The organism is Streptomyces sp. NPDC025784 (genome assembly GCF_055558435.1).
This window is the reverse complement of sequence record NZ_JBVHMN010000004.1, coordinates 397,102-422,575: the sequence shown is the minus strand read 5'-3', so window position 1 is coordinate 422,575 and position 25,474 is coordinate 397,102. Positions and strand designations below refer to the sequence as shown.

Genomic DNA, 25,474 nt, shown 5'->3' with positions numbered 1-25,474 from the left:
GGGGGGGGGGGGGGGGGGGGGGGGGGGGGGGGGGGGGGGGGGGGGGGGGCGCCCCCCCCCCCCCCCCCCCCCCCCCCCCCCCCCCCCCCCCCCCCCCGCCGCCCCGGACCGTCTCGGCCCGGCTAGAAGCGTCCTCGCTTCGCCTCCATGGCGGCCCGGCCCTCCGCCCCCTTGCGCTTCCAGTCGCGGCGGATCTCGGCGCGCAGCCGTGCGTCCGTCTTGGCCACGATCCGCTGGTTCTCGCGCAGCAGCTTCCGATAGCTGTCGAGGCGGCGTTCGTGGAGCGCACCCGAGTCGAGTGCCGCGAGCACCGCGCAACCGGGTTCGGAGACATGGGCGCAGTCCGTGAAACGGCAGTCGGCCGCGAACTCCTCGATCTCGGCGAAGACCTGTCCGACGCCGGTCTCGGCGTCCCAGAGGCCGACGCCCCGCAGCCCCGGGGTGTCGATGAGGACGCCGCCGCCGGGCAGGGCGAGGAGGTTGCGGGTCGTTGTGGTGTGCCGGCCCTTGCCGTCGACGTCCCGCGTGGCCTGGACGTCCATGACGTCCTCGCCGAGCAGGGCGTTCGCGAGCGTGGACTTGCCCGCCCCGGACTGGCCGAGGAGGACGGACGTGCCGCCGGCGAGGACGGCCGCGAGGACGTCGAGGCCCTCGCCGGTCGCGGAGCTGACCGTCAGCACCGGGACACCCGGCGCGGTCGTCTCCACGTCCTGCACGAGGTGTCCGAGCGTCGCCGGCTCCGGCACCAGGTCGGCCTTGGTGAGCACGACCACCGGCTGCGCCCCGGACTCCCAGGCCAGGGCCAGGAAGCGCTCGATACGGCCGAGGTCGAGTTCCACGGCGAGGGACACCGCCACCACGGCGTGGTCGACGTTGGCGGCGAGGATCTGTCCCTCGGAACGCTTGGAGGAGGTGGAGCGCACGAAGGCGGTACGGCGCGGCAGATACGTGCGTACGTAGCGCGGGTTGCCCGAGGGTTCGACGGCGACCCAGTCGCCGGTGCACACGACCCGCATCGGGTCGTGCGGCGTCACGAACGCGGTGTCCGCACGCATGAGCCCGCCGGCGGTGACCACGTCGCACTGGCCGCGGTCGACCCGGACCACCCGCCCGGCGACGAGGCCTTCGGCGGCGTACGGGGCGAACTCGTCCGCCCAGGCGTCGTCCCAGCCGTAGGAGGCGAGGGCGGCTGCGGCGGAGGGGGTGGAGGAGGCAGGAGAAGCGGAGAAGGCGGAGCTGGAAGTCAAGGGAGACCCTTCACAAGGGCGGCCCCGGCACGCGCACTCGGGCGCGGAGGAAAGAGGAAGGTCAGCCGGCGGCCACGGAGGTGGACTTGATGAACTTCTGGATGCGGGCAGTGCCCATCGCAACGACAGCCATCGGTCACACCTCCTCAAGAACACTCGCCGGGAGCGAAGGCGACCGGCCTTCGCTCGAACACGCACACCGTAGCGGGACCCCCCTGAGGTCCGTCAACCGATTAAATCCGGAGTCCGCGGCTCAGGTCGTGCCGGTGCAACGTCCGCCGTTGAGGGTGAAGTTGTCCGCGACCGCGTTGCGGTCGTCCCAGGAGCCGATGAATCCGACGGCGAAGGTGCCGCCGGCCGCGACGGACTTGTTGTAGGTGGCGGCGGAGGCGGTGACGCGGGAGCCGTGCTGGGTGAAGGTGCCGTCCCACATCTGGGTGACGCGCTGGCCGTCGGGGAAGGTCCAGGCGACCTGCCAGTCGTCGAGGGCCCGTGCGGAGGTGACGGCGACGGTGGCCTGGAAACCGTCCGGCCACTCGTCGACGATCTCGTACTTCACCTTGCAGGACGCGCTCCGGGTGGGCTGCGCGGACGGGGTGGCGGAACCGGCCGGGGAGGAGGACGTGCCCTGGGGCTCCGGGTCCGGTCTCGTGTGCGTGGCGGTGGCGGACGCCCGCTTCTTCGGCTCCGGCGACGCCGTCGGGCCTGCCGGGCGGGCGGTGGCGGACGGCGAGGGGATGCCCGGGTCCGCGACGGGCTGCCGGTCGGTGGAGTCGCCGCGCGCGAAGGCGTCGCGTCCGCTCCCGTCGTCGAAGGGCATCAGGGACACCGTGAGGGCGAGGCCCGACACGAGGACGGCCGCGGCGAGGAGCCCGGTCCGGCCGAGCCGCGGCCGGGCCACCGTGCCCACGGCGATGCCCGTGTCCGAGGCCGCGTCGGCGCGTCCGCCGGCCAGGCCCGCCTCCGCGGCCCGGCGCCGGCGCTCCAGATGCGCGAGGCCGCCCCAGCCGATCACTCCGCCGGCGAGCGCCGCGGGCAGCCCGCCGCCGTGCAGCCGCAGACAGGCGGCGGCCTCCGCGCACTCGATGCATTGGGCGAGGTGGCGGGAGAGGTCCTCGGGTGTCTCGGCGCCGGGTGAGCGGGTGACGGCGTCGAGGAGCCGGGCGTAGCTGCGGCAGCCGGCGTCCATGGGGGTGTCGAGGTGGTTGCGGTGGCAGCGGTCTCTGAACAGTGCCCGCACATGGCCGAGTTCCTCGGCCGCGGCCGTCGGGTCGAGGCCGAGCCGCCCAGCCACGGCGGGCAGCGGAAGTGCTTCGACCTCGGCGAGCCACAGGAGTGCCGCGTCGGCCTCCTGCATGTCCTTGAGGCCGCGCAGCGCGAGCGGGCGGTGCAGTGGCGGTCCCGTGTACCGGGCGGCCTTCTCGGAGTTGAGCCACAGCCTGAGGTCGGGGTCGAGACGGTGGCCCTGTCCGTGGGCCTCCCAGGCGGCGGCGGTGGTGCGGACGGAGGTGAGCAGCAGGGGGATGCGGGGAAGGCGGGGAGTCCTGCGGCCGGTGCCCTTCGTCGCGTCGGTGTTCGTGCGCGCTTCGCGGATGCCGTGGGTGAACGCCTGGGTGGCCGCCGCGGGGCCGGACGTGCACAGGTCGGCGTACGACAGGACGGCGTCCCAGCACTCCGAGAACAGCGCGGCCTCGGCGGCGTTCTGAGGGGTCGGCAGGTCGGGCATGGGGGCTCCTGCATCCGCTGCTTCCGTGTGCCAGGTCGTGCAATGCCCAACTCAACTGCTCTCACCGGGGAGTTGGGGCCTGTCTCTCGCGACGGGGCCCGAGCTTTTCACGGTTCCCGCACAACTGACAAGCGGCGTATTCAAATGCCGTACTCGAACTCCGTACGCACACGGTGTGGCGCGCGGCGGCACCGGTTCGGCCCGTCGGACCGTCCGGGCACGGCGTCCCCCGAGTGATACGGAGGGAACGCCGGAACGTATCAATCCGCGTCCGACGCGACAGGCCTCTCCCCGTTCGAAGGGTGTTCGGCCGCGCGTCGCCGGCACTCCTGGAGCGCGCGCTCGACCTCGCTCCTGTTTCCGCCGCCGGCCTGGAGCAGCAGGTCACCGGCGGCGGACAGGGCAGCCCAGTACTCCGCGGGTCTGGCCCGCTCGCGCCGGGGCAGCGTCCGTGCCAGCGACAGGAACATCGCGGTCAGCTCGCCCCTGACGCGTCTGCGGGAAAGGGTGAGCGCGTGGCCGCTGGGCATGCCGCCCAGCGCCCCGGCAGCGGTCGTCAGCAGACGTGCGATCTCGGTGCCGCGCTCGTCGAGCGGCCGGGGGACGTCGAACAGCCCGACGGTCTCCATGACCTCGCCGCACAGTTCCTCCTCGCCCGGGTCGAATTCCGTGGCGATGTCTCCCATACCGCGGGCGAACCGCCCCGCCACGTCCGGAGCCGGGATCCCGAGTGCCAGGCAGACGGCCCACGCCGACAGATGCCAGTCACCGGTCCGTGCCGCGAGTTCCGCGAACACGGCGACCGGTGCGCACCCGGCCTCCAGCCTCTCGTGCGCAAGCGTCAGCGAAGCGCTGTCGACACCGGCCGCACCGTCCCACGCGTCCATGGCCCCCACCCACCCGGCGCGGACAGGTCTGCTCCCCCGCGCGGACCGCGACCGCCACCGGTCGCGGCCGCCAGTCTGCACGACTCCGCCGGACGGCCGCTCCCCGACCGTCCACACTTTTTCACTCCTGGAGGCGGTCACCGGGCCCCGGCGGCCGGCCGCGGGTCACACCTGGGTCGGCTCCTGCGCTTCGTCGCGGGCCGGGAGGCTGTCCATGAAGGAGCTGACGGAGAAGACGGCGCGGCCCGGTCCGGGCGGGCCGTATCCGGGCGGCGAGGAGAGCCCGAAGTCCTCCATCGTCGAGCGGTAGGCGTCCAGGAGGCGGATGTGGTATTCCAGCGGCGCACCCTGCGGGTTGGCCTTGCCGAGCGGGGTCGTCGGCTCCGGGCACCAGGTGGTGAAGCGCGGGGTGATGCCGTGCGACATGAAGAAGCGCAGGCCCTCGGTCGTCGACGCGATGGCCTCGTCGACGGTGGTGAAGCCGAAGGGCTCGGCCATCTCCACGCCCGCCACGAAGTTGGGGATGACGTTGCGCGCGCCGAAGATCTCCGCCGAGTCCAGGATGCGCTTGTGCCATTCGTCGCGGCCGACGTAGCGCTCCTTGCCAGGGCAGTACAGCTCGAACAGGCGGCGGTCCCACACCTCGTAGTTGGGGTGGTAGATCTGCACGCCGTAGTCCTTGAAGCGCTGCACGTCGTCGCGCGGCAGCGCCTGCGCCACGACCTTGCCGATCCACCGTCCGGGGAAGCGCTCCTCGATGGCCTTGGCGTAGTGGCCGTAGAAGTCGGCCTCGTCGCGTCCGGCGACCGTCTTGGTGATCGCGCCGCCGGTCAGGGTGTACGCGGTGGACGCCTTCGCCGTGTCGTACCGGTCGATGATCTCCAGCGCTTCGAGGACCTCCTCGACGTCCTTCACGCCGGTGTAGGGGCGGCCGGCCGCCTTGTGCTGGCGCCAGTTGTGGTTGATGTCGCAGTACTGGCACTCCTCCTTGGCGCCGAAGTACTGGCAGACGCGGAAGACCGTGAGGTAGATCAGGTACCCCCACTGGATGGTGGGCGCCACCTCCATCACGGACTTCCCGTTGGAGAGCTTGTGCCGGTAGTACTCCGGCATGGGCGGCACCCCGACGTCGGAGATCCGCTTCCCGTCCAGGTACAGCCCGAGCATGCCGTCCGCGTCGGCGGCGACACGGTAGGGCGAGGACGGGTTGACCCGCACGGACACCACGGTGCGCCGCAGGTCGTACGGCCCTCCGGTGAGGATGATCTCCTCCGGCGGGCGCCGCAGGGCGGCCTCGCCCAGTTCGGGCAGGGTGCCGTGGTCGAAGGAGAAGATGAAGTAGGACTTCGGCTTGACATCGCCGCTCTCGTTGTCGCTGAGGGCCGACGCGTCGAAGGCGACACCCCCGCGGAGCAGGTCCTCCTTGAAGACGGCCTCCCGCGGCACGTGCGGGAACCGCTCCATCAGATCCTCGACCAGCGCGGTGCGGCTGCCCATCCCGTTCTCCTCGCTCCCGACCAGTTCAGTCTGCGTTGCTCGACTCCTCACGGTATGCCCCTGCCCGCGCGTCAGCCGTGCCGGGTCCCCCCGCGTCGCGCGATGTGCGCCGGAGGGGCCAGATCCGCGGGCAGCAGCGGGTCGGGCTCGGGCGCGCCCCAGGTGGGGACCAGGGGCAGGGTGCCGGCCCACAGGCCGAGCGCCGCGTCGGGCCCGTCGCCGTCGCCGGGGGCTCCGGTACGGATCTTCACGGAGGCCTCCTCCAGGGAGAGCGCGAGCAGGGTCGTCGCGGCCAGTTCCTTGCGGTCGGGCCGACGGGCGTAGTCCCACTGGCCGGGCGCCGCGTGCTCGGTCAGCAGCCGCAGCCCCTCGGTCTTCTCCTCCGGGTCGGTGACCTTGCGGGGTGTCCCATGGATCATCGCGCTGCGGTAGTTGACCCCGTGCTCGAACACCGAGCGGGCGAGGACGAGCCCGTCGACGTGCGTGACGGTCACGCACACCGGGTGCTCGGCGGCGAGGCTCCGGCTCGCCACGGAACCGTGCAGGTACAGGTGCCGCTCGTCGCGCCCGTACACGGTCGGCACCACGATCGGCCGCCCCTCGACGATCACGCCGAGATGACAGACGAACCCCGCGTCCAGGATCGCGTCCAGGTCGGCCCGATCGAGGCTGCCCTGCTCACGGAGCCGGCGGTGGCGGGTGAGGTCGGTTTCGGGGAGAGGGCCGTAAGTCATGACGAGCACGCTACCGATATCGCATCGAAATCACCACGTGTTGACGAAATCAGTCCCCGGAAAGGCCATTCGCAACGAATTCCGCAGAGCGCTGCCGGAGTACGTGGGCCGCGTCAGGCCGTGCGCTCCAGCGCGGTCGCGTCGACCCGGCACGCCGGCTCCTCCCCCGACAACAGTCGTTCGAGTTCCTCCAGCACCGTGCGGCCCAGCCGGGCGACCTCGTTGCCCTGCGACCCCGCGAGATGGGGGGTGATGAAGGCGTTCGGCAGGTCGTACAGCGGGGAGTCGGCCGGCAGCGGCTCGGGGTCGGTGACGTCGAGGATCGCGCCGATCCGGTCGGCGCGCAGCGCGGCCACCAAGGCGTCGTGCTCGACGAGGGAGCCGCGGGCGGTGTTGATCAGGACGGATCCGGTGGGCATCAGGGCGAGTTCGCGGCGGCCGATCATGTGCCGGGTCTCGGGCGTCTCCGGGGCGTGGACGGTCACGATGTCGCTGCCGGCGAGCAGGTCGTCGAGCGGCAGCAGCCGGACGCCGAGCGCCGCCGCCCCCGCCTCGTCGAGATACGGGTCGGCGAGGCTCACCTCCAGGTCGAAGGGGCGCAGCAGTTCGACGAGGCGGCGGCCGACCCGCGAGGCGCCGACGACGCCGACGCGGCGCCCGAAGTTGCCGGTGCCGGGGAGGATCTGCCCGTAGGGGAAGGCCCGTTCGGTGCGCAGGCGGTCCCTTTGGGCGAACACGTCCTTGCCCGCGAGAAGGATCATCGCGAGCGTGTACTCGGCGACGGGCAGCGCGTTGGCATCGGCCGCCGACGACACGAGGAGCCCGCGCTCCCATACGGCGGGCGTGGTGAAGCCCTTGACGGAACCGGCGGAGTGCAGCACGGCACGCAGTTTCGGGGCCGCGTCCAGGGCGTCGGCGTCGAGCGCGGGGCAGCCCCAGCCGGTGACGAGGATCTCGGTCTCCGCGAGGACGGCGCGGACGCGGGGATCGGTGAAGTCGTGCGCCACCAGGGCGGGGTCCACGTCGACCAGCCCGCGCAGCCGGGCCATCAGCCCGGGCGGGAAGATCAACGGCACGTTCTGGGCCGTCATGGCGAACATCGCCAGGGGACGCTCGGGCAACGAGGTGACCTTCCGGCTCGGCGGTTGGTGATCGGTGCCGCGCTCGACGCCGCGACCGGTGTCGTGATCGGCTTCCATGACAGCAAGCGTTCTCTACGGTAGGTGTGGCCTCGTGAGAGGGTCAACGGAGGGGCCGGTCACCGCGCCGGACCGGCCGGATAGGTTCCACACGTGGCCGTCCCACCCGGCCACGGACGGCGACTTCCCGTGGAGGACGACAGGGATGACAGGCACGACAGGCACCCTGACCAACTGGGCCGGCAACATCACGTACACGGCCGGGGAGCTCCACCGGCCCCGTTCGCTCGACGCGCTCCGCGCCCTCGTCGCCGGCAGCACGCGGGTGCGGGTGCTGGGCAGCGGCCACTCCTTCAACGAGATCGCCGAGCCGGGTGACGGCGGCGTACTGCTGTCGCTGACCGGGCTGCCGCCCGCGGTGGACGTCGACACGACGGCCCGTACGGTACGGGTCTCGGGCGGCGTGCGGTACGCCGAACTCGCCCGCAGGGTGCACGAGCACGGGCTGGCGCTGCACAACATGGCGTCCCTCCCGCACATCTCGGTGGCGGGGTCGGTGGCGACCGGCACGCACGGCTCGGGTGTCACCAACGGTTCGCTGGCCTCCGCCGTGCGCGAGGTCGAACTGGTCACCGCCGACGGTGCGACCGTGACGATCGGCCGGGACGACACCCGCTTCGACGGCGCCGTGACCGCGCTCGGCGCGCTCGGCGTGGTCACCGCGCTCACCCTCGACCTGGAGCCGGCCTTCGAGGTGAGCCAGCACGTCTTCACCGGACTTCCGCTGGCGGGCCTGGATTTCGAGGCGGTCGCCGCGGCGGCGTACAGCGTCAGCCTGTTCACCGACTGGCGGCAGCCGGGCTTCGGCCAGGTGTGGCTGAAGCGGCGCACCGACCGCCCGGCGGTGGACTTCCCGTGGGCGGCGCCCGCCACCGAGGCGATGCACCCGGTGCCCGGCATGCCCGCACGCAACTGCACCGAGCAGCTCGGCGTCCCCGGCCCCTGGCACGACCGGCTCCCCCACTTCCGGGCCGAGTTCACCCCGAGCAGCGGTGCCGAGCTCCAGTCGGAGTACCTGCTGCCGCGCTCGGACGCCCTGGCCGCGCTGCACGCTCTCGACGCGATCCGCCAGGTGATCGCGCCACTGCTGCAGATCTGCGAGGTGCGGACGGTGGCCGCCGACCGCCAGTGGCTGAGCCCGGCGTACGGCCGGGACTCGGTCGCCCTGCACTTCACCTGGGTCGCGGACACGCAGGCGGTGCTGCCGGTGGTGGCCCGGGTCGAGGAGGCGCTGGCGCCGTTCGACGCGCGGCCGCACTGGGGCAAGGTGTTCACGGTGCCCTCCGGGGTGGTGCGCGCGCGGAGTCCGCGGCTCGCCGACTTCGGGGCGCTGGCCGGTGCCCTCGACCCGGCGGGGACCTTCACCAACGCGTTTGTGCGGGACTTCCTCCAGCCCCTTTCCTAACCCCTTGTCGAAAGCCCTTCCCGAGTCATAGCCTTGCGGCGCGCCGGGGTCGCTGGGCCCGGCCGTGACGGGGAGGGACCGGGGGATCGAGGTGGCAGGTCCGGTGAAGCGCACATCACGCGACATCCGTACGGCGAACCGCTATGAGGTGCTGCGTCAGATCATCGCCGCATCACCCACCTCCCGGCAGGAACTGGCGGCGGCGACCGGACTGAGTCTGGCCACGGTGGCCACGCTCGTCGGCGAGCTGCTCGACCTGCGCATGCTGACCGAGGTCGGTTTCGAGGACTCCGCGGGTGGCCGCCCGCGGGGCCTCGTGGCCGTCAACGCCTCGGGGGGAGCGTTGATCGGCGTCGACATCGCGGAGACGTATGTGCGGGTCGAGCTCTTCGACCTGGCGCTGAACGTGCTGGCGCGCGCCGACGAGGACATGCGCCCCGGCGAGAGCCGTCCGGAGCAGGTCGTCGGGCACGTCGCGACGGCCGTCGGCTCGGTGGTCGCGCAGGCCGGCGTGGAAGCGGCCCGGGTCCTGGGCGTCGGGGTGAGCGTGCCCGGCCAGGTCGACCGGGAGGGCGGCGTCTGCGAGTACGCCCCCAACTGGGACTGGCACGACGTGCCGTTGCTCGACCTGCTCGCCGAACACATCGCCTACCCGCTGCATCTCGACAATCCGCTGCGCGCCTGCGCGGTCGCTGAGCTCTGGTTCGGCGCGGCCCGGGGGCGCGGCGACGCCGTGGTCGTCAATCTGGGCACGGGCGTCGGGGCGGGGCTCGCCCTCGGCGGCGGGCTGCACCGGGGGGTCAGCAACAGCGCGGGCGAATGGGGCCATACGACGCTGGTCCTGGACGGCCGGCTGTGCCACTGCGGCAATCACGGCTGCGTGGAGACCTATGTCGGGGCGCCGGGCATCATGCTGAATCTGCGGGAGCTCAGCCCCGGGAGCGCGCTGCTGCACCCGGAGGACCAGACCGCCACCATCGACGCGCTCGCCCGGGGTGTCGCCGCACAGGATCCCGTGGCGCTCAAGGTCGTGCGGGCCACCGCCCGTTATCTCGGCGCCGGGATCTCCGACCTGGTGAATCTGCTGAACCCCGAAGTGGTCGTGCTCAGCAGCTGGGTCGCGGCCACGCTCGGGGAGCCGCTGCTGCACGAGGTGCGCGACGCGGTGGCCCGGCACGCGTTGAAGCGGCCGCTGGCCGCCACCGAGATCGTCCTCTCCCCCATTCCGACCGACCCCGTCTGCCTCGGCGCCGCGACGTTCGCCCTGGAAGGGGCCCTCCAGTCGGTCGGGCAGCGGAGCGCGGCCACGCCACGGGTGCGGGCGCGCGGGGGCTCGAAGGGCTGACCGCGACCGGGGGTTCGACGCCGACGCCCCTCGGAGCGGGGGCGCTCGGGCACGACTCCCGGCGGCGACGGCGCCGCCCACCGGCTCCGTGACGACGGATCGCGCCCCCGCCTGCCCATGTCGCGGTGATCGCACGGGAGTCGACGGTGTTCTCACGACCGTTCCGACCGCCCGCCGACTCGTCCCGTCCGGTACTCCGAACCGGCCGCAACTCTTCGAACAGGCTTCGTCCAACCCCTTGCCGAAGCATTAGCCGAAGGTTAACGTCCCGCACCGCAACGTTCTTTGAGCCAGTTGGCGCGTGAGCGACCGAGCCGCAGCCGTATTCGAGACAAGGACGTCAAGCATGTCGGCAATGAGCAGCAGCAACTGGGACCGTCGATCCGTACTGCGTGCCGCCGCGGGACTCGCCGCCCTCGGCCCGCTGGCCGCCTGCGGGGGCAACAACGGCCGTGGAGGGGGCAGCGGTTCGGGCAAGAACCTCGTCCAGTACTTCCACGCGTACGGCGAGGCCGGCACCGAACAGGCCGTCAAGCGGTACGCGAAGGACTACGACAAGGCGGACGTGACCACACAGTGGATCACCGGCTCCGACTTCGAGAGCAAGCTCTTCGCCTCCCTGCTCACCAAGAACGCGCCCGACCTGTTCGAGTTCCATCCACAGATCCAGCTCGTCAAGAGCGGCCAGGTCGCCGACCTGAGCGACATCGTCGAGCCGGTCAAGGACGACTTCAATCCGGCCGACATCGCCTCGCACACGGTCGACGGGAAGATCTACGGCGTCCGGATGATCGACGACCCGCAGTTCTTCTTCTACCGCCCGTCGCTGCTGGAGAAGGCCGGCGTCGAGGTGCCGGCCACGCTCGACGAGCTGATCGAGGCCGCCGCCAAGCTCACCACCGGCAAGGTCAAGGGACTGTTCCTCGGCAACGACCTGCACGCGGTCATCAACCCGATGATCTGGTCCGCGGGCGCCGACACCCTCGACGACCAGAACCGCATCGCGTACCACACGGAGGGGGTCAAGGAAGGCCTCAAGAAGATGCGCAAGCTCTTCACCAGCGGGGATCTCCTCCTCGACGCCCCGGCCGACTACTGGGACCCCTCCGCGATCGACCAGGGCCTGTGCGCGATCCAGTTCTGCGGCATGTGGGCCATGCCGCAGATGCAGAAGGCACTCGGCGACGACATCGGCGTCTTCCCCTTCCCCAAGGTCACCGACAGCGGCAAGCCGTCCGTCTACAACGGCGGTTGGTCCATGTTCGTCAACGCCAAGGGCAAGAACGTCGACCTGGCCAAGGAGTACGTGAAGTGGCTGTGGATCGACCAGAAGAAGTACCAGGAGGACTGGTCGCTCTCCTACGGCTTCCACATACCGCCCCGCTCCTCGCTCGCCGCGAACGCCACCAAGCTCAAGTCCGGCCTGCCCGCCGAGGGCGTCAACCTCTTCAACGAGTACGGGCACTTCGACAACATCGGCTGGACCCAGAGCATGATCACCGCGCTGGAGGACGTCTTCGCCGACAGCGTCCGCAAGGACGGTGACCCGGAGGCCGCTCTCGACAAGGCCGACACGACCGTGAACCGCGAGCTCAAGAAGCTCTTCGGATAGGCCGGCGGGCGGGTTACGACATGTCGACCACCACCACGCGCGGTGCCGCGCGCCCCGGCCCGGCCGCAGTCTCCCCGGCCCGGCCGAGGCGAGGGCCGCGAGGCAGCAGCACCCTCGCCTTCTGGGTCTTCACCGGCCCGTTCCTCATCGGCCTGCTGGTCTTCGTCTACATCCCGATCGGCTGGAGCCTCTGGCTGAGCTTCTTCGAGGCCCGCTTCACGGTCACCCCCGACAAGTTCGTCGGTCTCGACAACTACCGGCAGATGCTGGAGAACGGCGACTTCACCGGCGCCCTCGTCACCTTCACCGTCTTCGCCGCACTCATCGTGCCCCTGACCTGGGCCGTCTCGCTGGGGCTCGCGCTGATGGTCAACCGGCTGCGCTTCATGCGGGCGTTCTTCCGCTCCGTGTTCTTCCTGCCCACCGCGTGCAGCTACGTCGCCGCCTCGCTGATCTGGAAGATGTCCCTCTTCAGCGGGGTCCGCTTCGGCCTGATGAACACGGTCCTCGGCTGGTTCGGCATCGACAACATCGCCTGGCTGGCGAACCCCGACCCGCCCTGGTACTGGCTCGTCATCGTCACCGCGCGCCTGTGGCTCCAGTCCGGCTTCTACATGATCCTGTTCCTGGCGGCGCTCCAGAACATCCCGCCGGAGCTCTACGAGGCCGCCGCCATCGACGGCGCCAGGCCCGGATGGCAGACCTTCCGCCACATCACCCTGCCGCAGCTGCGCGCGACGTCGACCGCCGTGATCCTGCTGCTGCTCGTGGCCGCTTACCAGGCCTTCGACGAGTTCTTCAACCTGCTGTCGAAGACCACGTGGGGCCGTCCACCCCTGGTCGAGCTGTACTACACGGCACTCGGCCAGGCCCAGGACTACGGCGCGGGCAGCGCGGGCGCCGTCATCCTCACCCTGCTGATCTGCCTCGTCACCCTGCTCCAGGGCAGGTTCATGGGATTCGGAAGGAGGGACGAGGCCAAGTGACCACCGTCGTCAAGGGCCACGGGGCCCCCGTCGTCCCGCCGAACGGGCCCGGACGCCGCCGCGACCGGCGCGGTGTCCTCGGCAACACCGGCCTGTACGTCGCCACCGGCATCGCGACCCTGCTCTTCCTGGTGCCCTTCTACCTGCTCCTCCGCAACGCCCTGTCCACCGACGCCGAAATCACCGGCGAGAACTGGAAGTTCTTCCCCACCCACCTCCAATGGGGCAACATCGGCGAACTGTTCGACGACACCACGGTCCCCTTCGCCCGGTCCCTGTGGAACTCCGCGGTCGTCGGCGTCCTGCACACCCTGGGCACCCTGCTGGTCTGCTCCCTCGCCGGTTACGGTCTCGCCCGCATCCCCTACCGGCACGCCGACAAGATCTTCTACGCGGTCCTGGTGACCCTGATGGTGCCCGCCGCCGTCACCTTCGTGCCGAGCTTCGTGCTCGTCTCCTCGCTCGGCTGGGTGGACAGTCTGCGCGGGCTCGTCGTCCCGGGGCTGTTCAGCGGTTTCACCTGCTTCCTGTTCCGGCAGTACTTCCTGGGGTTCCCCAAGGAGCTGGAGGAGGCGGCGCGGGTGGACGGCCTCGGGTACTGGGGCGCGTACTGGCGCGTCGTCGTGCCCAACTCGCTGAACTTCTTCGCCGCGATCGCGACCATCACCTTCATCAGCGGCTGGAACGCCTTCCTGTGGCCGCTGGTCATCGGCCAGGACCCGCAGGCGTGGACCGTCCAGGTCGCGCTCTCCTCGTACATGACCAACCAGACCGTCAACTTCCATCTGATCTTCATGGCCACGGCCGTTTCCATCCTGCCCCTGGTGTTCGTCTTCCTCTTCCTCCAGCGCTGGCTGGTGCAGGGGATCGCGCAGACCGGCATCAAGGGCTGACACGTCCCTCCCACGACCTGGAGACCGATGTCTTTCCGCACCACCGCCACCGACTACGTCGAGGACGTCGCGCCGGGCAGCGGCGCCCTCCCGCCCCGCGCCCGCCACCCCTCCTCGGACGCCAGGACCCTGTCGTTGAACGGCAGTTGGCGTTTTCGCCTGTCGCCCACGGCCGACGCGCAGGACGACTCCTTCGCGGCGGCGGGCCACGACGCCGGGGACTGGGCCGAGATCACCGTCCCCGGTCACTGGGTGCTGCAGGGCCACGGCTCGCCGATCTACACCAATCACCTCTACCCGTTCCCGGTCGATCCGCCGAGGGTGCCGACCGAGAACCCGACCGGTGACCATCTGCGTCACTTCGACCTGCCCGGCGACTGGCCCGCCGAGGGCGGCTCCGTGCTGCGCTTCGACGGTGTGGAGTCCTGCGCCCGGGTGTGGCTGAACGGCACGGACATCGGCGAGTTCAAGGGCTCCCGGCTGCCGCACGAGTTCGCTGTCGGGCACCTGCTGAAGCCGGCCGGCAACGTGCTGGCGGTGCGCGTGCACCAGTGGTCGGCGGGCTCCTACCTGGAGGACCAGGACCAGTGGTGGCTGCCGGGCATCTTCCGGGACGTCACGCTCCTGCACCGACCGCCGGGCAGCGTCCTCGACCACTTCGTGCACGCCTCCTACGACCACGTCGAGGGCCTCGGGACGCTGCGCGTCGACTCCGACGTCGACGGGCGGGTCGTCGTCCCCGGCCTGGACGTCGACGTCGCGACCGGTGAGCCGGTGACCGTGCCGGTGCGGCCGTGGACCGCGGAGACGCCCCGGCTCTACGACGGCACCCTGGTCACCGAGGGCGAACGCGTCCCGCTGCGCATCGGCTTCCGCACGGTCGCGCTCGACGACGGCCTGATCAAGGTCAACGGCCGGGCGATCCTCTTCAAGGGCGTCAACCGGCACGAGTGGCACCCGGAGCGGGGCCGCGCACTCGATCCGGAGACCATGCGCGAGGACGTGCTGCTGATGAAGCGGCACAACATCAACGCCGTACGCACCTCGCACTACCCGCCGCACCCCGCCTTCCTCGACCTGTGCGACGAGTACGGGCTGTGGGTGATCGACGAGTGCGACCTGGAGACCCACGGCTTCACCGAGCAGGCCTGGCGCGACAATCCCGTCGACGACGAACGCTGGACGCCGGCGCTGCTCGACCGAGCGGCCCGGATGGTCGAACGCGACAAGAACCACCCGTCCGTCGTCGTCTGGTCGCTCGGCAACGAGGCCGGCACGGGGCGCGGCCTCACCGCGATGGCGGAGTGGATCCGCGGCCGGGACGGTTCACGGCTGATCCACTACGAGGGCGACCCCGACTGCCGCGACACGGACATGTACGCGCGGATGTACGCCGGGCACGCGGAGGTCGAACGGGTCGGCCGGGGCCTGGACGGCGGCACCCACAAGCGGCGCGGACTCCCCTTCATCCTGTGCGAGTACGCGCACGCCATGGGCAACGGCCCCGGCGGCCTCGCCGACTACCAGCGTCTGTTCGAGTCCTACGACCGCATCCAGGGCGGTTTCGTCTGGGAGTGGATCGACCACGGGATCAAGGACGAACGGTACGGGTTCGCGTACGGCGGCGACTTCGGCGAGGAGCTGCACGACGGGAACTTCGTGTGCGACGGGCTGCTCTTCCCCGACCGCACGCCGTCGCCCGGACTCGTCGAGTACAAGAAGGTGATCGAACCGGTCCGCATCGACGGCGACGGTCAGGCCGGGACGGTGCGCGTCACCAACGCCTACGATTTCGCCGACCTGTCCGGGCTGGCCTTCGAGTGGTCGTTCCAGGTCGACGGGGTGAGCGTCGAGTCGGGTGCGCTGTCGGTGCCCGCGCTCGGCCCGGGCGGTTCGGCGGACGTCAAGCTGCCGCCGCCGTCCGCCGACGGGCGCGGGGCCGAGACACGGTGGACGGTGCGGGCCGTGCTGGCCGAGGAGACCGCGTGGGGCCCACGCGGTCATGTCGTCGCGTGGGCCCAACTGCCGGTCACCGAGCGTCCGTTGCCCAGCGTCGCGCAGACCGACGGTCCGGTGCTCGGCCTGCGGGACATCACTCTCGGCCCGGCCGCCTTCGACGCCCGCACGGGTGCGCTGCGGACGATCGGCGGAATCGATGTCACCGGTCTGCGCCTGGACGTGTGGCGCGCGCCGACCGACAACGACAACGGCGCGCACTGGCAGCCGGACGCGCGCCTCGGCCCGCTCTGGCGCAGGCTGGGCCTGCACCGGATGCGTCACCGGCTGGACGCCGTGGAGCTGGGCGACGACGCGCTGACCGTACGCACCCGGGTGGCGCCCGCCGGCCGGGAGGCCGGCCTGCGCACGGTGTACCGGTGGACGTCCGACGGGACACGGCTGCGGCTCACCGTGTCCGTGGCGCCCGAGGGCACGTGGACGCTTCCCCTGCCGCGCCTGGGGATCCGGCTGGGGCTCACAGGTCCGGCGGACCGTGCGGTCTGGTTCGGCGGTGGCCCGGGTGAGGCCTATCCGGACATCGGGGCGGCCTCGATGCTGGGGCGCTGGGAGTCCTCCGTGGAAGACCTCCAGACGCCGTACGTGCGTCCGCAGGAGAACGGCGCCCGGGCCGACGTGCGCCGGGCGGAGATCGGCGGCCTGCGCGTCGAGGGCGAGCCCGCCTTCTGGTTCACCGCGCGCCGCTGGACGACGGAACAGCTCGACGCCGCCGACCACCTGACGGACCTGGTGCCCGGCGACACGGTCTGGGTCAATCTCGATCACGGGCAGCAGGGCATCGGTTCGCAGTCGTGCGGCCCCGGCGCCCTGCCCCAGTACCAACTGCAGGCCGGCCCGGCCGAGTTCTCGTTCGTCTTCTCGGAGATCCATGACTGACACCCTCGCGCCCGTCGCGGCCGGCCGGCTCTTCAGCCGTCCGGCCGCGGTCGCGTCCTGCGTCGCGTTCGTCCTCATCGGCATGCTCCAGGCGCTCTACGGCCCCGCCGTGCCCGGGCTGCGCGCGGAGTACGGGCTGTCCCCGTCCGGCGCGGGTCTCGGTCTGAGTCTGCACTTCGCCGGTGGCGTGGCCGGCGTCCTCGCCTTCAACGCGATCCACTCCCGGATCAGCAACAGGACACTTCTGGCGCTGAGTTACGCGCTGATGGCCCTGGGCGGGGCGGGCTTCGCCCTCGCTCCTGACTGGCCTTCGGCGCTCGCCGCCGCCTTCCTCGGCGGCCTCGGCTTCGGCGGCATCGACTACGGCCTCAACCAGCTCTTCGCCGTCGGTTTCGGCGACCGCTCGACAGCCATGCTGAACGTCCTGAACGCCCACTTCGGCATCGGCGCGGTGCTCGGGCCCGCGCTCATCGCCTGGCTGGGGCCCGCGCGCTACACGTACGCCTTCGGGGCCTGCGCGTTGCTGGCGGGGGCACTCGTCCTGTGCACGGGAGGCGTCCGTACGGGGGCCGCGGAGGCGACCTCGTCGCCGCGGGCCTCCGTGTCGCTCGGCCCGTCCCGGATCCTCGTCGGCTTCCTCGCCCTCTACATCCTCAACGTCGGGGTGGAGGCGGGTGTCGGCGGCTGGGAGCCCACGCATCTGGAGACCGTCGGCTACGGCACGTCGGTCGCCGCGTCCGCGACCGCCGTCTACTGGCTGATGATGACGGCGGGCCGCTTCCTCGTCGTGCCGGTCACACTGCGGTACACGCCCGAACGCATCCTCACGGTCTGCGCCGCCGGGATGACGGCGTGCCTGCTGCTGGCCCTCGTGGAGGGGGCGGCGCCGGTGGCGTACGCGGGGGTGGGCCTGTTCATCGCCCCCGTCTTCCCGACCGGGCTGACCTGGCTCAACCGGGCCCTCCCGCAGGCGAAGCGGGCCGGGGCGTGGGTGATCGCCGCCTCGATGATCGGCGGTGTCGCGGCGCCCCCGCTGCTCGGCGTGGGCATCGAGGCGTCCGGGATCCACGCGGTGCCCTGGCTGCTGACGGCGCTGTCCGCGGCGTCCCTCGCGGCGACCGTGTGGCTCATCACGCTGACCCGGAGGACGGCGCGCTGAGGGGTGGCACCGGTCCCTGTCGGTCACCGTGACTCCGCGGGGCCACGACGCGTCACCGCTGCCCCGGCCGCCCCCGCACGGTCGTGTTCCGTGTGCGGCCGAGGTGTCAGGTCACGGCCGCTCGCGCCGGAGTTCGCGCGCCGACCGCCCGTACTGCGCTCTCAGTGCGCGCGCCAGGTGGCGCGGGTCGTGGATGCCCCAGCGCGCGGCGACCGCCGCCGTCGTACGGCTGTCGTGGGCCGGGTCGAGCAGGTCGCGGCGAATGCGCGCGAGCCGCTCACGGCGGAGCCAGGCCGCGTAGGGTTCACCGGTCCGCTGGAACAGGCGGTGCAGCTGGCGCGCCGAGATGCCGTGGGCGGCGGCGGCCGAGTCGACGCACAGGGACGGCTCGGAGATGTTGGCCAGCGTGTAGACGCGGATGCGGTCCACCAGGGCGGTCTCGGTGTCCATCCGGCCGGGTGCCGCGCCGTCCGTGAAAGCCGCGACGAGCAGGGACACCAAGGCGTCACCCAGATGGGTCCGCTGCGCTCCGGACAGTTCGTCGAGGTGCCGGCCGAGGCCGTCCAGGAAGGCGGAGAGCACGGCCTGCGCACCGGACTCGGCCGGCAGCCGCCTGGCCGCCCGGGCGGCGACGGCGTCCGCGTGGCGGCCGAGCTCGGTACGCGAGATGCCGACGGCCGTCACGTCACAGCCGTCGGCGACCGCGAGCCGGTAGGGCCGCGTCATGTCGAGCACCACGAAGTCCCCGCCGTGCGCACGGGACTGCAGGCCGCCCTGGTCCACGGCCGCGGGTCGCGGTGACCGGTGCAGCGTGATCTTCAGCAGTTCGGGGTCGGTGGAGGTGATCACCCGGGGGGTCCGTGCGACGAGGTGCCCGGAGCCCCGGATGCGCGCCACGGACAGGCGCCCCGCGGCCACCGCGTCGATGTCGGCATGGAACCCGTCCACGTCCTTCGCGGTCACCGCGAGCGGGGCGAGGATCGTGGACGCCGCGGTCTGCAACTGGCCCACGGTGGCCCGGCGTACGTGCAGGGCTCCTAAGTGAGGGTCGTTCACGGGGCTGCCCCCTTGTCACCGTGCCGTGCACCGCGCGTGCCGCGAATCCTTCACTGCGTGGACGCGAACGGCGGGTGTCCGGTTCCGTGACGCGGATCGGCGACACCGCGGGCGGGAACCGGAGACTCGGCCGACGGCGGCGTGCGTAGCGTGGTGCGAGGGGAGCGATGTCGGCTGGGACTTTCGCGATGGTTCCAGCCGACCGCCCCCGCGCCGCGGCCTTCGACGGTCTCGGCGGCCTCCGCGGGTCTCTTCCGTCCACCTTCGGCTCCGCGGCCTCCGCGGGTCTCCTCCGCCTCCGCCGTTCACGTCCTCCGGAGCTCGTGTCTTCCCGGTCTTCCCGGCCCGCGTCTTGCGAGCGCCATGTCCTGCATGACTCACGTCTCCCCGGGCAACCCCTTCCATGGCTTCGTACACTAGGGTGTTTCCTAGAAGGTCTAGGAAACGGTGTCCGGACGATGCGCCGGTGGCACGGAGGGGCGGTCAGTCATGGTGCGCGCAGGGCTCACCACCGAGCGAGTCGTGGAAGCCGCGGCCGATCTCGCGGACGAGGTCGGGTTCGAGAACGTCACCGTGTCCGCGCTCGCGCGCAGCTTCGGGGTGAAGGACGCGAGCATGTACTCGCACGTCAAGAGCGTGCAGGACCTGCGGTCCCGGATCGCGCTGCTCGCGGCCGGGGAGATGATCGACCGGATCGCCACCGCCGTGGCCGGACGGGCCGGCAAGGACGCGCTGGTCGCGTTCGCCGACGCCTATCGCGCCTACGCGCTGGAACGCCCGGGGCGCTACCGGGCCACGCACATGCAGCTCGACCCCGGTCTGGTCCCGGAGTCCAACGCCCGGCGCACCGCCGAGGTGACCTACGGGATGCTCCGGTGGTACGGGCTGTCCGAGCCCGATCTGACCGACGCCGTGCGCCTGCTGCGCAGCACCTTCCACGGCTACTGCCACCTCGAAGCCATCGGCGGCTTCGGTGCGCCCCGTGACGTCCAGGCGTCCTGGGAGCGCGCGCTGGACGCCCTGCACATCGCCCTGGAGCACTGGCCGCGCGCCGAGGAGGACGGCCGTGCCTGAGTTCCGTCACTCCGTGTGCGGCAGTGGTCCGGTGCTGCTGCTCGTCCCCGGCGGGGCCGGGCATCCGATGGGTCTGGAGAACGTCACGGCGCGCCTCGCGGAACGGTTCACCGTGGTGACGTACGACCCGCTCGGGCTGTCGCGCGGGCCCGTGGACGGGCCGGTCGGGGACCAGCGGGTCGGGGCGTGGAGCGAGAACGCCCGACGGCTCCTCGACACGGTCCTGCCGGCCGGTGACTCCGCCCATGTCTTCGGCACCAGTTCCGGCGGCATCGTCGCCCTGGACCTGCTGGCCCGTTTCCCCGAACGTGTCCGGCGGGTGGTCGCGCACGAACCGCCGACGGTCGAGGTGCTCCCCGACCGGGAGGCGCAGCGCGCGATGGTCCGCGAGGTGGACGCGATCTGCCGTACCGAGGGCGTGGCGCGGGCGGTCGAGCGCCTGGGCGCCGGGCTGGAGGGACGTCCCTGGCGGCCCGGGCCCCGGCAGGGGGTGGCGGCGGACGGCGTCGACGCCCCGCCGTCGGGGCACGCCGGCGAGGGAGGAGGCTCCCCCGGCCCGGACTCCCCGCTGGGCCTGTTCCTCGCCCACGTCCTGCGCCCGTTCGCCACCCACACGCCGGACGTGGACGCCCTGAAGCGACTCTCCACGCGTCTCGCACTCGGCGTGGGGCGGGATTCGCGGGGCCGACTGCCGCGCCGCACGGCCGAGTCGCTCGCCGGGCTCACCGGCGCGGAACTCGTGGAGTTCCCCGGCGGCCACCTGGGCTGTCTGGAGCACCCCGTGGAGTTCGCGGACCTGTTGGCCCGCACGCTCATCGGCCCGCGGGACCGGTTCGACGGCTGAGCGCCTGCACCTCGTCGTAGGTCGGCGCGCCGCCCCGTGGCCGGTGTCCGGCCCGGATGTCGCCGACCGTGTCCAGGACGGCGCCCAGCGCCCGCCGGTACAGGAGCGATCCGAGGCTGACCCGGCCCACGCCGAGCTCGCCGAGGTGCGCGACGGTCGGCCCCAAGGGCGAGAAGAGGATGTTGAGCGGGACGTCCAGCGTCCTCAGCAGGCCCGAGATGCGCGCCGGGTCGGTCAGTCCGGGCACGAACACGCCGTTGGCGCCCGCCTGTTGGTAGGCGTCGAGGCGGCGCTCCGTCTCCCGCGGGTCGCCGTCGGCGAGCCAGTACGTGTCGGTGCGGGCGTTCACGAAGAGGTCCGGAACGGCCGCCTTCACCGCGGCGATCTTCTCGGCGTGCAGTCCGGCGGGACCCAGACCGTCCTCCAGGTTGATCCCGGCGGCCCCGGCAGCAGCGAGCTCCCGCGCCAGCTCCGCCACCTCGCCGGGGTCCCGGCTGAACCCGTCCTCGACGTCCACGGACAGGAGGCAGGGGACCGTGCCGAGACTCCGCGCCAGGGCCGTCGTCAGGTCCCTGGTGGCCGCCGCGCCGTCGGGCAGCCCCGCGGCGGCCGCCACGCCGAGGCTCGTGGTGCCGACCGCCGCGAATCCCTGGCCCGCGAGCAGCGCCGCGGAGGCGTGGTCCCAGGCGTTGGGCAGGAGCAGGGGCGCGTCGGCGTGGTGCAGCGCCGCGAACGGGGTGCCGAGGGAGGTCATACGGGCCACGCTAGCGGTGGAACACTTCGGCGGCCGCCGAACCGTACCCGCACCACGGGCCGGCAGCGGCGCAGGCTCACACGGGCGTCACCGTCCACGCCGATGTCTCGGACCGCTCGTCCTGCGCCCCGAACCGGAACCGCGCCGACGGGCCCCCGGCCCAGCCGACGGACAGCTCGCGGTCCTGCGACACCGCCACGGACACCAGGTCCCCGAGCGGCCGGGAGTGCGCGTCGCCGGTGAGCCGGGCCACGGCGACGAACAGAGTGGGTCCGTCACCCGTGACGCCCGTGACACCGTCCGGGGCGGGCTCCCCCGACAGGCCGTGGGCGGGCAGGAGTTCGGCCCGCAGCCCCTCTCCCGCCGTCCAGCCGGTGACCCGTACGCCGGTGCCGGGAGCCGTCCCGGTCACCAGATGGGCGCGCACCTCCACCGCCCCGTGCGCGACCACGAGACTGACGACCCGGGTGTCCCCGGTGACCGTGTGGCGGGAGGCGGCCCAGCCCTCCCCGACGCCCAGCGGCTCGATGTCCGTGCGGCCCGGGTCGCCGTCGACGACGACGCTGTTGTCGTACGAGGGCGCGGGCCGCGTCGCCGTCGAGTAGGCGAGCCGCGTGTAGAACGGGTCGTAGCGGGTGTCCTCGCTGCCGTGGTTGTGCAGGCGGACGACCCCGTCCGAACCGGTGCTCTGGAGCAGCCAGTTGGGCGGACCGACCGGGGTGACGGCGTCGGCCCGCTCCGCCGGGCCCGGCTCCTCGCGCGCCGTCCACACCTCGTGGTCGGGCGGCAGGAGCAGCCCGACGAAGGCCTTGCTCGCCCAGTACGGGGACGCCGGGCCCGAATAGCCCTGCAGGAATGCCTCGTCGGGGCCGTGCCAGCCGAGCGTGAGCAGACCGCGGTCGTCGACGGCGCCGTGGTCGAGGAAGTGACGCAGGGCGCCGGAGGCCAGCCGCCGGGTCTCGCCGGGGGACAGGGGGGTGCGGCCGGTGAGCGCGCCCAGCCACAGGGGGGCCGCGGACGCGAAGCGGTAGGTCAGGGAGCGGCCCTGCAGCATGGGGGCGCCGTCGCCGCCGAACAGACGGGCGTAGTCGGCGAGATGGGCCTCCAGTCGTGTGCCGTACAGGTCGAGGAGGCGGCTGTCGTCGGCCAGCCAGGCGTGCAGCACCGGATACAGGTGCATGGCCCAGCCGTTGTAGTAGTCGAAGGCCCGGCCGGGACCGTCGCTGTACCAGCCGTCGCCGAGGTACCACTGCTCGATGCGGGCGAGTCCACGGTCGACGGCGGCGCGCGCCGCCTCGGGTTCGTGGCCGATCTCCTGGAGGAAGCCGCCCACGGTCACCGGGAACAACTCCCAGTTGTTGGGCCAGGGTTCGGCGGTCAGCGCGTCACCGAGCCAGTGGGCCGCCCGCTGCCGGACGCCGTCGTCCAGCCGGTCCCAGAGCAGCGGCCGGGTCAGGCGCAGCGCGAGGGCGATCGACGCGGCCTCCACCAGGGGCTGGCTGCGATGCTCGACGCGCGGCCAGACGCCGGCGGTTCCGGCGGCGAGACCGTCCGCGTACCTTTCGAGGGTCTTCTCGTCCTGGCGGAAGGCGGCGATCAGCAGGGTGCGGGCGTAGCCCTCCAGGCCGTCGGAGAGCCGGCCCGACCAGCTCTCGTGGTCACCGGGCAGGTGGTAGAGGGCGCGGTCCTCGGTGGCGTACGGCTCCACCGCGGTCAGCAGCGAGTCCGCGGCGGCCGCCCAATGGGCGCGGGTGTATCCGGTGCGGGGGCTGAGAGCGGTGTCGGGCGGCGGCAGGTGCATCAGTGGTTCCAGTCCTTCCGGCGGGCCTGGGGCGCTCCGGTTCCGGTCGGGGCGCCCCAGGAGTCCATCCCTCCCGCGCCAGGCCCCCGGACACCGGTCGGCGGGTGACGAGTCCGGCACGGACGAACCCCGTCGGCACGGTGGCGCCGGGCACGGAGGCGCCGGTGCCGAGCACGGGCCGCCCGCCCTGATCACGAAAAGACCTGGCCGCTGGACCGTATCGCCTGGGGCAAGCGCTTTCTAGTGGTCGGCCGCTTTTCGCGGGGCCGTCGTCACCGGCAGGTCGTCCCGTCGCCGGCCACAGGTCATCCCGTGCGGGGGCCACGGATCAAGTGGCGCGGTGACCACGGATCAGGTGGCGCGGCGGCCGCGGATCACCCGCCACGCCGTCCACGAGTCACCCGGTGCGGTGACCCGACGCCAGGCGGCTCGCCTCGGCGTAGGCCCGCACCAGCGGCCGCCGGTCCCCGGCCCGCCAGGCCAGGGCCAGACGGCTCGGCACGACACCGCGCACGGGCCGGGTGACGACGCCGCCCCGCGTGAGCAGCGGCGCGTTGCCCGCGGCGAGCAGGCAGACGCCCCGGCCGTCCACCAGCGCCTCGTACGTCTCGTCGGCACTCGCGGCCTCCGCGCCGATCAGGGCCGGGCACCCCGCGCGGGCGTCGAGGGCGAGCCAGTAGTCGCGCAGCACCCCGGCCGACTTCGGGATCGCGATGAACGGTTCGTCGAGCAGGTCCGCGAAGTCGATCTCCGGGCGGTCCGCGAGGCGATGCGTGTCCGGCAGCGCGACATGGCGCGTCTCCTCGGCCACCACCACCCACGCGTAGCGCTCCTCGTCCGGCACCGGCAGCCACACGAACGCGGCGTCGACCGAACCGTCCGCGAGCCCCGCGCTGGAGTCCGTCCAACTCACCTGCCGCAGTTCGACCTTGGCCGCCGGACACGTCTCGCCGAACCGGGATCTGATCGCGGGCAGCAGTCCCCCGCGGCCCGGGCTCGTGCTCATCCCGACGACGATCGTCGCCTGCTGCTCGGCCTTGGCCCGCTCCACGGCACCGGATGCCGCAGCCCAGTCGGCGAGCATCCGCCGCGCGTACGGCAGCAGGGCGGCACCCACCGCCGTCAACCGCACCTCTCGCCTGTCCCTCTCGAACAGATCGGCGCCCAACTGCCGTTCCAGAGCACGGATCTGCTTGCTCAGGGCGGGCTGGGAGACGAAGAGGCGCTCCGCGGCGCGCGTGAAGTGCAGTTCCTCGGCGACCGCGACGAAGTAGCGCAGGTCCCTGCCGTGCACGTCCATGGCCATAACCATTGGTTATCACGAAGGGTCTTGGACGGGCGACACGGTTCGCGGAGAAGCTCGGTGCATCGACGGCACGACCTGTACGAGGGAGTCGGACATGAGCAAGGTATGGCTGGTCACCGGCGCGAACAGCGGCTTCGGCCGGGCGTTCACCGAGGCGGCGGTCGCCGTGGGGGACGTGGTGGTGGCGACGGCCCGCAGGCCCGAGGCGCTGGCCGATCTCGTCGCGGCCCACCCCGACCAGGTCGAGGCGGTCGCCCTCGACGTCACGGACCAGGCGCGCATCGACTCCGTCGTGGCCGATGTGGTGCGGCGGCACGGGCGGATCGACGTCCTGGTCAACAACGCCGGCCGCACCCATGTCGGCGCCGCCGAGGAGACCACGGACGGCGAACTGCGGTCGCTGTTCGACCTGCACTTCTTCGGGCCCGCCGCGCTGGTCCGCGCCGTCCTGCCGCACATGCGGGAGCGCCGCTCGGGCGCTGTCGTGCAGATGAGCAGCATGGGCGGGCAGATGACCTTCCCCGGGTTCTCCGCGTACTGCGGCACCAAGTTCGCGCTGGAGGGCTTCTCGGACGCGCTGGCCGCGGAGGTCGCTCCGCTGGGCATCAAGGTGCTGATCGTCGAGCCGGGGTCGTTCCGCACGAATCTGCTGGGCGGTGCCACCGCGAGCGACGAGATCGCCGACTACGCGGACACGGTCGGCCCGACCCGCCGGGCCGTCGCCGGTGGTGACGGCGACCAGCCCGGCGACCCCGCGAAGGGCGTCGCGGCGGTGCTGGCGGCGCTCGCCGACGTGAACACTCCCCTGCGGCTGCCGCTCGGCGGTGACGGTGTCGACGCCGTGGTCGGCCATCTCGACGCGCAGCGCACGGAGATCGCCACCTGGGAGAAGGTGGCGCGGGGCACCGCGTTCGACGCGTGACAGCCCCGCGGGGCGGGAGCGGGGGGGGCCCCCCCCCGCGCGGCGCCCGGGGGGCCCCCCCCCCCCCCCCCCCACACCCCCCCCCCCCCCCCGGCCCCCCCCCCCCCCCCGCCCCCCCCGCCGCCCCCCCCCCCG

The 25,474-nt window shown here is 72.4% G+C and carries 20 protein-coding genes; 10 read left to right on the top strand and 10 right to left on the bottom strand.

Going from position 1 to position 25,474, the window contains the following annotated elements; translation table 11 throughout:
• Window positions 1-122 precede the first annotated feature (122 nt).
• The 6 genes from rsgA to ACZ4IF_RS13505 all read right to left on the bottom strand — a co-directional run bounded on the left by rsgA (window position 123) and on the right by ACZ4IF_RS13505 (window position 7,212).
• On the bottom strand, window positions 123-1,247 hold the full coding sequence (gene rsgA, locus ACZ4IF_RS13530) for a ribosome small subunit-dependent GTPase A (RefSeq protein ID WP_359502512.1): 1,125 nt from the start codon (window positions 1,245-1,247) through the stop codon (window positions 123-125).
• A gap of 253 nt (window positions 1,248-1,500) precedes the next feature.
• On the bottom strand, window positions 1,501-2,973 hold the full coding sequence (locus tag ACZ4IF_RS13525) for a cellulose binding domain-containing protein (RefSeq protein ID WP_467562326.1): 1,473 nt from the start codon (window positions 2,971-2,973) through the stop codon (window positions 1,501-1,503).
• Between the two features lie 260 nt (window positions 2,974-3,233).
• Window positions 3,234-3,860 (bottom strand): hypothetical protein, encoded by a 627-nt coding sequence (locus ACZ4IF_RS13520; protein ID WP_467562324.1) that lies wholly within the window; start codon window positions 3,858-3,860, stop codon window positions 3,234-3,236.
• A 165-nt stretch (window positions 3,861-4,025) separates the two neighbouring features.
• On the bottom strand, window positions 4,026-5,357 hold the full coding sequence (locus tag ACZ4IF_RS13515) for a radical SAM protein (protein ID WP_467562322.1): 1,332 nt from the start codon (window positions 5,355-5,357) through the stop codon (window positions 4,026-4,028).
• Between the two features lie 71 nt (window positions 5,358-5,428).
• Window positions 5,429-6,091, bottom strand: coding sequence for a pyridoxamine 5'-phosphate oxidase family protein (locus ACZ4IF_RS13510; RefSeq protein ID WP_467562320.1), 663 nt, complete (start codon window positions 6,089-6,091; stop codon window positions 5,429-5,431).
• 113 nt (window positions 6,092-6,204) lie between these two features.
• Window positions 6,205-7,212 (bottom strand): hydroxyacid dehydrogenase, encoded by a 1,008-nt coding sequence (locus ACZ4IF_RS13505; protein WP_467562356.1) that lies wholly within the window; start codon window positions 7,210-7,212, stop codon window positions 6,205-6,207.
• Between the two features lie 223 nt (window positions 7,213-7,435).
• Here ACZ4IF_RS13505 and ACZ4IF_RS13500 point away from each other — a divergent pair, with 223 nt between their 5' ends.
• The 7 genes from ACZ4IF_RS13500 (at window position 7,436) to ACZ4IF_RS13470 (ending at window position 17,582) form a co-directional block, all read left to right on the top strand.
• Window positions 7,436-8,695 carry an FAD-binding protein gene (locus ACZ4IF_RS13500; RefSeq protein WP_467562318.1) on the top strand — a complete coding sequence of 420 codons (1,260 nt, stop codon included), beginning with the start codon at window positions 7,436-7,438 and terminating at the stop codon, window positions 8,693-8,695.
• Window positions 8,696-8,798: 103 nt separating this feature from the next.
• On the top strand, window positions 8,799-10,040 hold the full coding sequence (locus ACZ4IF_RS13495; protein ID WP_467562316.1) for an ROK family transcriptional regulator: 1,242 nt from the start codon (window positions 8,799-8,801) through the stop codon (window positions 10,038-10,040).
• 346 nt (window positions 10,041-10,386) lie between these two features.
• Entirely contained in the window at window positions 10,387-11,652 is a 1,266-nt protein-coding gene (locus tag ACZ4IF_RS13490; RefSeq protein ID WP_467562314.1) for an ABC transporter substrate-binding protein, read from the top strand.
• Between the two features lie 20 nt (window positions 11,653-11,672).
• The gene (locus ACZ4IF_RS13485; protein WP_467562312.1) at window positions 11,673-12,638 is read left to right on the top strand and encodes a carbohydrate ABC transporter permease; all 966 of its coding nucleotides are present in this window, start codon (window positions 11,673-11,675) and stop codon (window positions 12,636-12,638) included.
• 92 nt (window positions 12,639-12,730) lie between these two features.
• Complete coding sequence (locus tag ACZ4IF_RS13480) at window positions 12,731-13,531, top strand: carbohydrate ABC transporter permease (RefSeq protein WP_467562354.1); 801 nt, start codon at window positions 12,731-12,733, stop codon at window positions 13,529-13,531.
• Between the two features lie 27 nt (window positions 13,532-13,558).
• Window positions 13,559-16,423, top strand: coding sequence for a glycoside hydrolase family 2 TIM barrel-domain containing protein (locus ACZ4IF_RS13475; protein WP_467562310.1), 2,865 nt, complete (start codon window positions 13,559-13,561; stop codon window positions 16,421-16,423).
• Window positions 16,416-17,582, top strand: coding sequence for an MFS transporter (locus ACZ4IF_RS13470; protein WP_467562308.1), 1,167 nt, complete (start codon window positions 16,416-16,418; stop codon window positions 17,580-17,582). The genes ACZ4IF_RS13475 and ACZ4IF_RS13470 overlap by 8 nt, the downstream gene beginning before the upstream one ends.
• A 111-nt stretch (window positions 17,583-17,693) precedes the next feature.
• On the opposite strand, the gene ACZ4IF_RS13465 is transcribed toward ACZ4IF_RS13470, so the two are convergent.
• The gene (locus ACZ4IF_RS13465; protein WP_467562306.1) at window positions 17,694-18,638 is read right to left on the bottom strand and encodes an AraC-like ligand-binding domain-containing protein; all 945 of its coding nucleotides are present in this window, start codon (window positions 18,636-18,638) and stop codon (window positions 17,694-17,696) included.
• 489 nt (window positions 18,639-19,127) lie between these two features.
• Here ACZ4IF_RS13465 and ACZ4IF_RS13460 point away from each other — a divergent pair, with 489 nt between their 5' ends.
• Together ACZ4IF_RS13460 and ACZ4IF_RS13455 are read left to right on the top strand one after the other, a co-directional pair.
• The gene (locus tag ACZ4IF_RS13460; protein ID WP_467562304.1) at window positions 19,128-19,712 is read left to right on the top strand and encodes a TetR/AcrR family transcriptional regulator; all 585 of its coding nucleotides are present in this window, start codon (window positions 19,128-19,130) and stop codon (window positions 19,710-19,712) included.
• Window positions 19,705-20,556 (top strand): alpha/beta fold hydrolase, encoded by an 852-nt coding sequence (locus ACZ4IF_RS13455; protein WP_467562302.1) that lies wholly within the window; start codon window positions 19,705-19,707, stop codon window positions 20,554-20,556. The genes ACZ4IF_RS13460 and ACZ4IF_RS13455 overlap by 8 nt, the downstream gene beginning before the upstream one ends.
• Here ACZ4IF_RS13455 and ACZ4IF_RS13450 read toward each other — a convergent pair.
• The 3 genes from ACZ4IF_RS13450 to ACZ4IF_RS13440 form a co-directional block, all read right to left on the bottom strand.
• Window positions 20,525-21,310: an isocitrate lyase/PEP mutase family protein gene (locus ACZ4IF_RS13450; RefSeq protein WP_467562300.1), complete on the bottom strand. Its 786-nt coding sequence runs from the start codon at window positions 21,308-21,310 to the stop codon at window positions 20,525-20,527. The two genes, ACZ4IF_RS13455 and ACZ4IF_RS13450, sit on opposite strands and share 32 nt — an antisense overlap.
• Before the next feature lie 76 nt (window positions 21,311-21,386).
• Complete coding sequence (locus ACZ4IF_RS13445; protein WP_467562298.1) at window positions 21,387-23,111, bottom strand: DUF2264 domain-containing protein; 1,725 nt, start codon at window positions 23,109-23,111, stop codon at window positions 21,387-21,389.
• A gap of 397 nt (window positions 23,112-23,508) precedes the next feature.
• On the bottom strand, window positions 23,509-24,417 hold the full coding sequence (locus ACZ4IF_RS13440) for a LysR family transcriptional regulator (RefSeq protein WP_467562296.1): 909 nt from the start codon (window positions 24,415-24,417) through the stop codon (window positions 23,509-23,511).
• A gap of 94 nt (window positions 24,418-24,511) precedes the next feature.
• Here ACZ4IF_RS13440 and ACZ4IF_RS13435 point away from each other — a divergent pair, with 94 nt between their 5' ends.
• On the top strand, window positions 24,512-25,339 hold the full coding sequence (locus tag ACZ4IF_RS13435; protein ID WP_467562294.1) for an oxidoreductase: 828 nt from the start codon (window positions 24,512-24,514) through the stop codon (window positions 25,337-25,339).
• The last annotated feature ends 135 nt before the right edge of the window (window positions 25,340-25,474 follow it).